This is a genomic window from Lacticaseibacillus camelliae DSM 22697 = JCM 13995 (assembly GCF_001311195.1).
In the GTDB taxonomy this organism is placed as follows: domain Bacteria; phylum Bacillota; class Bacilli; order Lactobacillales; family Lactobacillaceae; genus Lacticaseibacillus; species Lacticaseibacillus camelliae.
This window is the reverse complement of sequence record NZ_BBAJ01000072.1, coordinates 1-11,313: the sequence shown is the minus strand read 5'-3', so window position 1 is coordinate 11,313 and position 11,313 is coordinate 1. Positions and strand designations below refer to the sequence as shown.

The following is an 11,313-nucleotide window of genomic DNA, read 5'->3' as shown; positions in this document are numbered from 1 at the left end:
AGTTTCGGACACGGATCCAATCGATCCTGACAACATCGCCATCTCGACGAGTTCAGCAGCTGCCATTACAACGCTTCAAGGCCAAGCTTATCTGTTCCGGAACGCACAGGATGTCACCTATCAAATTGTGAACAGCGATGGTGACGTTGTTGCAACTTTGAATAAGGAGCCTCAGGATACCAAGACTTACTACTACGCCAATGCTTCGGCCTTTGAGACGCTGAACTTCCCTAAGTGGGATGGCACGATTTTTGATCAGAGCACCGGCGATTACGTTGCGGCCCCAGATGGTCAATACACGTATCGGGTTTCTGCGGTTGGTGATGGCGACAAGGAGTCAGATCGCCAGACCCTCGACCTACCATTCAAAGTTGACTCTGTGGCGCCTGAACTTCAACACATCGCTATTAGCAGTGAGGATGTCAACGGGAAGACACAGTATTACCTGACCGGTGAGACCAAAGATGACTTTAGCGGAATCGACGCCACCAAGGATTGCGGCACTGCCGTCAATGGGTTGGTTGAGCTGCATCAGACTTTCGAAGTCACCGGGACGACCGCTGACGGGTACACGCAGGTCCGTGTTCCCGTTACTGACGCCCAGGCCAAGACCTTAGCACAGGGCAACAATGCCATCGAGCTTTACCTAAGCGATAACGCGTCTAACTTTGTTGACGTGATGAACGATAAGGCTAAGCTGCCTGGTCAGACCAAGGATGGGTTTGTGCTTGACGTTGGTGTGCCTGATGTGATCAGTATGTCAAACGAGTACATCGACATTTCGAAGTCTCGTTTGGACTACACACTTTCTGGGCGTTATCCTGGTGCGGTCTACGGGACATACCTCGATGAGAATGGTAAAGTGCAAGATCTAGACATTGAAAACTACACTGATGAGGATCACCCTGAAGACCTTGATGCGGATTACTTCATTGCACGGATGCCGATTGCTCATGCAGTTGACTACAACACGACAATCAAGTTCTACGCTGATGCCGCGCACACCCAAGAACTGGCAAGTTACGATACAAAGGTTGGGATGTTCCAGCCAAAGATCGGAACTGTGACGGTCAATGGCGGTCAGGATCAAACCTCCGAAGCAACGGTTAAGGTTGCAGGCAGGTATCAGACGATGTGACAAGTGCGGTTGCAACCGTTAACGGCACGGATGTCGATCTGCCGGTGTCAGATAGCCACGAGATTGATGCCGATGTGCCAGTCGCATTTGGTGACAATGACATTACGCTGACGCTGACTGATGGTGATGGCAATACGAAGACCTTTGATTACACCATCAACTCGACTTACGATGCAGACCCTCTGAAGGATGCCGTTACTTTCGATAACGATATTGCACTGGGCACGAACTATCTGGAAACAGACGATCCTGCCTATGATGCGACAACCGGGACCGTTACGTTGTCTGGGAAGGTAAAGCATCCGACAACGACTCTGCAGATTGCCGGTCAACCTGTCAAGATCAACTCTGACCTGACCTTTAGCGTTGATCTGCAAATCGGGACGCAAGGCAAGCACGACTTCAGCGTTGTCTACGGCGATTCTCTGACTGGTCAGACAGTTCAGGAACGGGTTAGCTATGTTCTTGATGCTGTTAGCCCGGTACTGACAGTTGATCAGCCGACGGATAAGACGGTCACCACTAACAACAGCCAGTACACGATCAGTGGGCATGTCACTGACAATCTGGACTATGTAGAAATTTACATCAACGGCAACGCTGTTGATATTTCCAGCGGGGACCTCAACTGGAATGGGGATGCCACTGCGGATAAGAACTTCAGCGAAGTCGAGACGCTCAAACCTGGCCAGAACATCTTCCGTGTCGATGTGGTTGACAGTACTGGCAATCACATTCAGAAGACTGTGACGGTAAACTATGCCGCGCCAGTCTCTAAAGACATTCAAGATGCGATCATTGCTGCTAAGAAGGCGCTTGGCAATATCGGCAGCAAGACAGATCCAAAGACGGGCAAGACCTTCTACGGGGACTTCGATGCGCTGCTGGCTGCTGCCAAGTCTGGTAAGCTGTCTGACAATGAAGCACAAGCACAGCTTGATCAGCTGGTAAAAAAATGCGGCCGATTACCGTCGTGATCAGCGCAATGAGGATGCATTGCCATTCTCCGCTGCGGTTACAGCCGCAAAGCAGCAGTTGGGTAATAAGATAAACAACGTTGATACAGCCACTGGGAAGACATTTGGGGCTGAAATCGATGACTTGATCCAGGCCTTCAACGCTGGCGAAATCGATGGCACAACGGCTGCGGCTAAACTGAATGCGCTTGTTGCTGCTGCAACCAAGCAGGCTGCCGCAACGACTACAGAACCTGATGACGGGACGTCAGTCGATCCAGATTACACACAAGCACAGCACAATGCTGACGCACCAAAACTATCGAGTGCAGTGACGGCTGCGAAGGCTAAGCTTGGCGACAAGTTAACGGTGACAGACCCTGTAACCGGAAAGACATACGGGGCTGAGATCGATGATTTGATCCAGGCGTTCAATGCTAAGAAGATCACTGGTCCAGATGCTGAGGCTCAGCTGGAGAAGATTGTTACTGCTGCAACTAAGCAAGCTGGCGCAACAACTACAAAGCCCGATGACGGGACGTCAGTCGATCCAGATTACACACAAGCACAGCACAATGCTGACGCACCAAAACTATCGAGTGCAGTGACGGCTGCGAAGGCTAAGCTTGGCGACAAGTTAACGGTGACAGACCCTGTAACTGGAAAGACATACGGGGCTGAGATCGATGACTTGATCCAGGCATTTAATGCTAAGAAGATCACTGGTCCAGATGCTGAGGCTCAGCTGGAGAAGATCCTGGCTGCAGCGACTGCCACTGAAGCGTCAACTGCTACTGGCTCCGATACTTCAACTGGTACTGACACTTCAGCTCCAACCACGACGCCTGATGACGATTTGGATGATGCCAGTGTGGCTGAACAAATTGCCGCAGCTAAGCAGGCGATGGGCGGTCTTGGTAACCAGAAAGACCCGGCTTCCGGTCGGACCTACTATGGTGATCTTGACTATCTGAAAGCGCAACTCAGCGAAGGCAAGCTGACGGATGCTCAAGCTCAAAAAGCGTTGAACAAGATTCTCAACCAGGCTTACGTTCAGGATGACATCACGACGGTTAAGAAGGCCTTTGCTCAGGCAGGTATCGGCAACGACAAGGATACAGTGACTGGGCGGAGCTTCTACGGTGATCTTGACAACCTTAAGGCGCAGGCTTCCGCAGGCAACTTGACCCCTGAAGAGGCCGAGATCCAGTTGAGTGCCATTGTTGATAACGCAAAAGCCGTCAGTTCTAAAGTTGCTTCACTGCTCGCAGATTTCAAAGCTGAAGTGAAGGCAGGAACAACCGGTACGGCCGACCCAGCCAAGGTTGCAACAACGACTACCAAGGCGAAAGCAGGGGAGAAGTTTGCCAGTTTCATGTCGGCAATCAAATCTATCCTGAAGCAGTTTACTGCTGGTAGGTAAGCTGCGCAGCCAAGGACAGTTGTGTTACGCAAGCAATGAGAAGAGTATCCAGACCGTTAACGGTCTGGATACTTTTTTTATGCGCAGAATTTCAAAAGCCCCACTCGCGGCAAACGAGTGGGGCTTGAGAGAATAAAAAAAGCGCCACATGGACGCAATTTTGGTTGGGATTAAACCCGGGTCACTTTGCCTGATTTAAGGGCGCGAGCAGAAACCCAAACGCGCTTCGGCTTGCCATCAATCAAGATGCGGACCTTCTGAAGATTGGCCTTCCAGGCACGACGGCTGGAGTTCAAAGCGTGTGAACGCTTGTTGCCAAAAGTCGTGTGACGGCCGGTAATTACGTCTTTTGCCATAACGAGGGACCTCCTTTGCAATCGCATTAACGCGATTTTTTTCACTCAACTAATTTATCATACGGCCACGCGGAATACAAGGGCTAGCAAGGAAAATTACTTGACAGGCGGCTGCTTCCTTTCAAATAATGGGTTGCTATGCTAAACTATTTGGGAAATACCTAGTCAAATAGGAGGTTATCGCATGGCGGTAAAAATCAAGACCAAGTATGGCACCATCGATATTTCGAACAATGTCATCGCAACGGTCGTCGGCGGTGCAGCCACAGACATTTACGGCATTGTCGGCATGGCTTCGCGCAACCAGATCCGCGATAATTTGAATGATATTTTGAACCGTGAGAATTACGCACGGGGCGTCGTCGTTCGTCAGGCGGACAATGGCGTTACAATCGAAGTCAACATCATCGTCGGTTACGGCACCAAGATTTCAGAGGTGTGCCGCAACGTCCAGGAGAAGGTCAAGTACAACCTGGAAACCATGCTCGGGGTCACCACTAATGAAGTGACGGTCATCGTGCAGGGTGTTCGGGTGTTGGCTAACGACTGAGGACGGCGTGAGGAGGACTGAACAGGTGGAAGTCACAGAAATTACGGCAGCGAAGTTCCAGGACATGATCCGCGTCGCTGCACATCGCATTAAGCAAAACGCAGAATTCGTCAACTCCCTCAACGTGTTCCCAGTGCCAGATGGCGATACTGGGACCAACATGACCCTGACCTTCCAAAGCGGCGCTAAGGCCGTGTTAGAGAGTGATAGTCAAAGCGTTGGCGAGTTGGCCCAGCACCTTGGCAAAGGGTTGCTCATGGGGGCACGGGGCAACTCTGGTGTCATTTCGTCGCAGTTGTTCCGCGGTTTTGCGAAAAACGTTGAGAAAAAGCAGAGCTTGTCCGCTCAAGACCTTGCAGACGCGTTCGCGGCCGGGGTCGAAACGGCATACAAAGCGGTCATGAAGCCGGTCGAAGGAACGATTTTGACCGTTGCGCGTGAAGCGGCTAAGGCTGGGCTCAAGTCGGCGGCTTCATCTGATGACGCTGTTGTGGTCATGGCGGCGGTCACGAAAGCAGCTAAGCGCGCGTTGCGAAAACGCCGGAGTTGCTGGCAGTACTGAAAGAAGTCGGAGTCGTTGATTCTGGCGGCCAAGGCTTGGTCTTTTTGTACGAAGGCTTCAGTGAAGGCCTATCAGGTGAGGCGGCAGACGACGCTTATGTGCCGGATGAAGAAGAGATGGACGAAATGGTCAACGCCACGCACCACCAAGGCGCCCAGGCCCAGCTCAACCCAGACGACATCGTTTATGGTTACTGCACGGAAATGATGGTCGAACTCGGCAAGGGGGAGCATCCCAAGTCCTTTGATTATGAGGCGTTCCGCAATTACCTGAACACACTAGGGGATTCGACGCTGGTCGTGGCCGATGATGAAGTTGTGAAGGTCCATGTTCACACCGAGCATCCTGGCACGGTTTTCCGCTACGGTCAACAGTATGGGACACTGGCGAAGATCAAGGTCGACAATATGCGCCTTCAGCACGAGTCAATCATTGAACGCGAAGAGGCGATTCAGCAGGAAGATAAGCCGCAGCCGCTAGCAGAAATCGGCGTTGTTGCCATTGCCGCTGGCGCCGGGCTTGGCGAGTTGTTCAAGAGCCTGGGCGTCACCACCGTGCTGAGCGGTGGCCAGACGATGAATCCAAGCACCAACGACATTTTGGACGCCATCACGAAGGCCCACGCCAAGAACGTGATCGTGCTGCCAGATAACTCCAACATCTTCATGGCGGCTGACGAAGCGGCCAAGGCGGCTGAGGTGAATGTGGCCATCGTCAAGTCTAAGACGATCAATCAAGGGATGACCGCCATGCTGGGGTTCAACCCGGACGCACCACTGGCGGAAAACCAAGAGCAGATGACCGAGGAATTGGCCAACGTGATTTCAGGCTCTGTGACCCAGTCGATTCGAGACACGGTCATCGATGGGCTTGAGATCAAGAAGGACGACTGGATGGGCATCATCGACAACAAGATCAAGGTCTCCGAAGAGAACCGGCAACAGGCAACCATTGACATGATCGAAGCCATGCTCGACGACGATTCCGAAATCATCACCCTGATCATTGGTGAGGATGGCAGCCGGCAAGAGGCTGATGCCATTTCCCAAGCCATTACTGGTGCGCATGAAGACTTGGAAGTCGAGATTCACGAAGGCGACCAGCCAGTCTATCCATATTTGGTTTCAGTTGAGTAGTTTCGTGCAGACCGGAGACCAGTTCCGGTCTGTTTTTGTTCAGGCTGCTGAGCCAAGCGCTTTTAGCGGGATGGGTAGCCTAGCTCAGGTCATTGCTGCCGGTTTTTGGCAGCGAGGACCTGGGCGTAGCTAGGCATCCAGCCGTTGCCAAGCCGTAGCCCAATTATGAGACCGTAAAGAAAGGAGGAAAAACTCATGGCACTGACAGATTCGGTTACCGTTTTGCCCGGCGTTGGCCCTAAGCGTCAGGAAGCACTGGCGAGTCTGGGTATTGAGACCGTTGGCGACGTGCTGTTCTATTTTCCCTTCCGTTACGACGATCTACAGGTCAAGGATCTGCCGAAGCGGCTGATCAGGAGAAGCTCACCATCAAGGGCGTCGTTGTGGCGCCGGCGGTGGTCGCGCGGTTTGGCGCGCACCGAAACCGGGTCAACGTGCGGCTGCAAGTCGACCACAGCGTGGTGATGGTGACGTTTTTCAATCAGCCTTGGCTCAAGGACAAGTTTGAACAGGGCAGTGAGGCCGCCATATACGGCAAGTGGGACGCCAAACGCCACACGATGACAGGGATGAAGGTGCTGGCCACGCAGACCCAGGACGCCCCTTCACTGGCGGGAATTTATCCGGTCAACAAGAATATCCGGCAAAGCACTTTAGTGCAGCTGGTCAAAGACGCCTGGGCGCGTGACGCGGCCAATATTCAAGACGTCGTGCCAAGTGCGGTGCGCGCAAAGTTCAAGCTGATGTCCGACCGCGAGATTGTCCATGGCATGCACTTTCCCGACACGCCGCTGGAAGCGAAGGCCGCCCGGCGCAGTGCGGTTTTCCGTGAATTTTTCCTGTTTGAAACGCAGATTCAGGCGCTGCGCGAGGATAATCAGGGCGAGGCCAATGGGCTGGCAATTCCTTACGACAATCAAGCGCTGCGCGCATTGATCCAGACGCTGCCGTTTGAGTTGACGAACGCGCAAAAACGCGTGGTCAATGAAATCTGTGCCGACATGCGCTCGCCGCATCACATGAACCGTCTGCTGCAAGGCGACGTCGGTCCGGGAAGACGATTGTGGCTGCAATCGTGATGTACGCGGCGGTCACAGCACGCTACCAGGCGGCACTGATGGTGCCGACGGAAGTGCTAGCCGAGCAGCATTACGCCAAGTTGACGAAGCTGTTCGCCGATTTTCCGGTCAAAATTTCGCTGCTCACCGGCGCGACGACGGCGGCGGCGCGCAAGCACATTAAGGCGGATCTGGCCAGCGGTGCCACTGACATTGTAATCGGCACCCACGCGCTGATCCAAAAGGACGTCGACTTCGCCAACCTTGGCTTAGTCATTATCGACGAGCAGCACCGCTTCGGCGTTAACCAGCGCAAGATCCTACAGGAAAAGGGGCTTAAACCTGACCTCCTGGCCATGACGGCCACCCCGATTCCGCGGACGCTGGCCATCACCGCTTACGGCGAAATGGACGTGTCCACGATCGACGAGCTCCCGGCGGGCCGTCAGCCGATCACGACGAGTTGGGTGCGCAAAAACCAGCTGCGTGAGGCGCTGGCGACCATCAGTACTGAGCTCGCCGCAGGGCACCAGGTTTTTGCCATCACGCCGCTGATCGCAGAGTCAGAGAAGGTTGACCTGCAGAACGCCGAGCAGCTGTACGAGGACCTGAACAAGGCGTTTGGCGACAAGTACCAGGTTGCGCTGCTGCACGGCCAAATGAAAAACGACGAAAAAGATGACATTATGCGCCGTTTCAGTCAAAATGAAATTCAGGTCCTTGTGTCGACCACCGTTGTCGAAGTCGGCGTCGACGTGCCGAACGCGACGGTGATGATGATTTTCGACGCTGACCGGTTCGGTCTCGCCCAGCTGCATCAGCTGCGCGGCCGGGTTGGGCGCGGGCGTTCCGCTGCTACTGCATTTTGGTGGCAGATCCGAAGAACGATGCCGGGGTCGAGCGCATGAAGGTCATGACGGAAACGACGGACGGGTTTAAGATCGCCGAGAAGGATCTGGAGCTGCGCGGTTCTGGTGACATTTTCGGCGAGGCGCAAAGCGGCTTGCCTGAGTTCAAAATTGCCGACCCAGTGGCGGATTACGCCACCCTGAACGCGGCGCAGCAAACGGCAGTCGGGTTGTTTAAAGCAGACCCAACGCTGAGTGCGCCAGAGTTTGCCCCGCTGCGCGCTTACCTGGCGCGGCGCCAGCAGGCCGTTGGCAGCTTGGATTGACAAGACAGAGAGTAGAGGAGACATTAACAATGAAAATTGCCATCGATGCCATGGGCGGCGATCACGCCCCAGAAGTTGTGATTCAAGGCGTGGAGCAGGCCCGCGATGAGCTCTCAGACGTTGAGTTCTTGCTGTACGGGGATGAGAACAAGATTCGCCCACTGCTCAAGAACGATTCGCACATGACCATTATTCACACGACTGAGAAAGTAAACTCCGACGATGAGCCGGTGCGCGCGATTCGCAGTAAGAAGCAGGCCTCAATGGTGCTGGCCGCGCAGGCGGTCAAGAGCGGTGAGGCCGACGCCATGATTTCCCTAGGATCGACTGGGGCGCTTCTGGCCGCTGGGCTCTTTATCGTGGGCCGCATTAAAGGCATTGATCGCCCCGGTTTGATGCCGACCTTGCCGACCACTGACGGTGCCGGTTTTGTGATGCTTGACGTGGGGGCCAACGCGGAAAACCGCGCCTCGCAGCTGGTCCAGTACGCGATCATGGGGGATTTTTACGCCCGTGATCTGCGTGGACTTAAGGCGCCTAAGGTGGGCCTGCTGAATAACGGGACCGAAGCCAACAAAGGCAATGAGCTGCATCAAGAGACCTACAAGCTGCTCAGTGAGCTTGATGGGATCAATTTTGTCGGCAATGTTGAGTCCGATTCGATTCTTAAGCACAGCGCCGATGTGGTGGTCACCGATGGGTTTACCGGCAACGCAGTCCTGAAGACGATCGAAGGCTCTGCCCGTACCATTTTGGGGCTCATTAAGCACGCCATCATGGATAACGGGATGAAGGCCAAGCTTGGCGGGCTGTTGCTCAAGGATGGAATCAAGTCTGTTGCCAATACCTTTGATGTGTCCAGCTATGGTGGCGCGGTGCTGCTTGGCCTTAAGGCACCAGTCGTCAAAGCTCACGGCGGGGCGGATGCTAAAGCCGTTTATTACACCGTTAAGCAGGTTCAGCAAATGGTCGCCAACGGTACCGTTCAAAAAGTGGTCGAGTACTTCCAGGCGCACCCGGCGGCCAAGGCGTGACAATGCGCCCTAAATCAGGTATGCTAAACTGCGTGAAAATCAAGGAGGCGCACTATGTCAGAGCAAGAAGTGTTTGATAAAATCGCCGGGCTGATTGAAGACCATTTTCAAGTCCCGGCCGCCAAGGTCACGAAAGAATTGAACTTCAAAACCGACCTCGATGCCGATTCAATCGATTCCGTCGAGTTCGTGCTTGAACTTGAGGATGCGTTCGGAGCTGAGATCCCTGACGAGGATGCGGAGAACATTCAGACGGTCGGGGATGCGGTGCAGTACGTACTTGATCACCAAAGTAAGTAAAAAAACTGAATGCGATTGTGGTCCGGCAGAGATGTCGGATTTTTTTGTGGGTTGGATATTTAAAAATGGCATCTGAATTAAAACCGTATTGCCCAAATATTAGAATACAATTTGTTATCTTTTCATGTGTAAAGACATGAAACCTCACTAGGCAAGCCAATCTTCATTTGCAATTATGTGTTACTATTCAAAAAATATTCAATAATTGGTGTTGTTTTTTTTAAAATTCGTGAGTATAGTTATCAATTATGGGGTTTTGGTTAGTAATTCTCAGAACTAAATCTCATAAACTATTTGAATCACTTAGGGGGATACTGTATGAACAGATTTCAGGGTGGAGATGCCAAGTGTCATTACAAGATGTTTAAATCTGGTAAGCACTGGGCGTTCATGGCAATCACTACAGTGAGCCTCATTGCCGGTCTGGGCTTTGCGCAGACCGACACGACCCACGCTTCAACCAACACAGACGCTGCAACCAAAGAGACAATCTCGGCAACGACAGAGTCAGGCACGCCGGCAACTGCAGCTAGCGAGGCGACGCAAGCCGACCTTACTGCTGCAAGTGCCAGCTCCACAGCTTCGGATGGCAGCTCTGCTGCAACTGCGGCTAGTTCTGCAGCTGCAACAACTGACAGTTCTGCCGCTAGCTCAGCAGACAGCTCTGCCGCTAGCTCAGCAGACAGTTCCGCCGCTAGTTCGGCAGACAGCTCTGCCGCTAGTTCGGCAGACAGTTCAGCAGCTAGCTCAGCTGCGAGTGATGATGATTCGTCCGCAGATAGTAGCGCTGCTGCTAATCTTGAGTCGCTTGTTTCCTCTGTCGAACCGTCATTTATCAAGGCGGAGGTACTTAGCGAGCTAAGCGGTAAGGCAGACGATGCGACGGCCGCGGAGCTTAGCGATAAGGTTGCTAAGCTTGTTTCGAAGGCAGACGGCACGATCGATGATGGCAAGTTGGCCATCTTAGGCGGTCAGATCAGTGCGATTACAGGTTCTACAAGTGCCTTTAATCTTGGGTCAGTGGAAAGTAGTTTTGATTTAATTCTGTCGAGTTTTAATGACGCGAATGGCAAGATCGATAAAACCAAAGCGGATGATGCACTCGCGTCTATTTCTGACGCAGACGGTTATCTCGATTTGAGCAAGACGGCTGCGTTCCTAGAGAAAATAACGGGGAAGAAAGCTCCGGTTACGACGTCGCAAACGACTGATAGCGGGTCTGACTCCACTGCAACCGGTGATGGCAGTGAAGCCCCAATAATCAAAGATGACGCCGATGGTGATAGCACTGAGTACTTTTTCGATTTTTCACAAATGAGTGGCTCTGATATTACCAATTCTACGACGAAGCTGATTTCTTCACTTGGAATCAAGGGTACATTCGGCTCAGCCTTTCCTAGCCAAAGCAAAGATGCCGACTTAAACAATGATATCGCGAACCAGATAATGGCAATGTTCCTGAATGACAAAGGGCAGTACGTTACCTCTGCGGGCATCCACTTTGTCAATTCTGCTTTTGACACAGATTTAACCGCAAAATACTTCCAGGATGCCAACGGCGATTTTGATCAGTCTAAATGGGATACTTTCAAGGCGGCAATCGTTGATAAAAACGGCCTCAATTTT

At 52.8% G+C, this 11,313-nt stretch carries 7 protein-coding genes and 3 pseudogenes; 9 read left to right on the top strand and 1 reads right to left on the bottom strand.

Annotated elements, in window-relative coordinates:
• The 3 genes and pseudogenes from JCM13995_RS15000 to JCM13995_RS10885 form a co-directional block, all read left to right on the top strand.
• Window positions 1-1,138 (top strand): annotated as a pseudogene (locus tag JCM13995_RS15000) (peptidase S8); the annotation flags it as partial.
• On the top strand, window positions 1,135-2,115 hold the full coding sequence (locus tag JCM13995_RS10890; RefSeq protein WP_054665544.1) for an Ig-like domain-containing protein: 981 nt from the start codon (window positions 1,135-1,137) through the stop codon (window positions 2,113-2,115). The pseudogene JCM13995_RS15000 and the gene JCM13995_RS10890, both read left to right, overlap by 4 nt.
• Before the next feature lie 58 nt (window positions 2,116-2,173).
• On the top strand, window positions 2,174-3,517 hold the full coding sequence (locus JCM13995_RS10885) for a hypothetical protein (protein WP_156314452.1): 1,344 nt from the start codon (window positions 2,174-2,176) through the stop codon (window positions 3,515-3,517).
• A gap of 170 nt (window positions 3,518-3,687) precedes the next feature.
• On the opposite strand, the gene rpmB is transcribed toward JCM13995_RS10885, so the two are convergent.
• The gene (gene rpmB, locus JCM13995_RS10880) at window positions 3,688-3,873 is read right to left on the bottom strand and encodes a 50S ribosomal protein L28 (protein WP_054665539.1); all 186 of its coding nucleotides are present in this window, start codon (window positions 3,871-3,873) and stop codon (window positions 3,688-3,690) included.
• A 184-nt stretch (window positions 3,874-4,057) separates the two neighbouring features.
• Here rpmB and JCM13995_RS10875 point away from each other — a divergent pair, with 184 nt between their 5' ends.
• The 6 genes and pseudogenes from JCM13995_RS10875 to JCM13995_RS14655 all read left to right on the top strand — a co-directional run.
• Entirely contained in the window at window positions 4,058-4,423 is a 366-nt protein-coding gene (locus JCM13995_RS10875; RefSeq protein WP_054665536.1) for an Asp23/Gls24 family envelope stress response protein, read from the top strand.
• A 25-nt stretch (window positions 4,424-4,448) separates the two neighbouring features.
• A pseudogene (locus JCM13995_RS10870) lies at window positions 4,449-6,121 on the top strand (DAK2 domain-containing protein).
• Between the two features lie 195 nt (window positions 6,122-6,316).
• Window positions 6,317-8,353 (top strand): annotated as a pseudogene (gene recG, locus JCM13995_RS10865) (ATP-dependent DNA helicase RecG).
• Between the two features lie 29 nt (window positions 8,354-8,382).
• Window positions 8,383-9,387 (top strand): phosphate acyltransferase PlsX, encoded by a 1,005-nt coding sequence (plsX, locus tag JCM13995_RS10860; RefSeq protein ID WP_054665534.1) that lies wholly within the window; start codon window positions 8,383-8,385, stop codon window positions 9,385-9,387.
• A gap of 54 nt (window positions 9,388-9,441) precedes the next feature.
• Window positions 9,442-9,687 carry an acyl carrier protein gene (gene acpP / locus JCM13995_RS10855; protein ID WP_054665531.1) on the top strand — a complete coding sequence of 82 codons (246 nt, stop codon included), beginning with the start codon at window positions 9,442-9,444 and terminating at the stop codon, window positions 9,685-9,687.
• Window positions 9,688-10,005: 318 nt separating this feature from the next.
• Window positions 10,006-11,313: KxYKxGKxW signal peptide domain-containing protein (locus tag JCM13995_RS14655; protein ID WP_173581562.1), on the top strand; the 1,308-nt coding region annotated here is incomplete at its 3' end.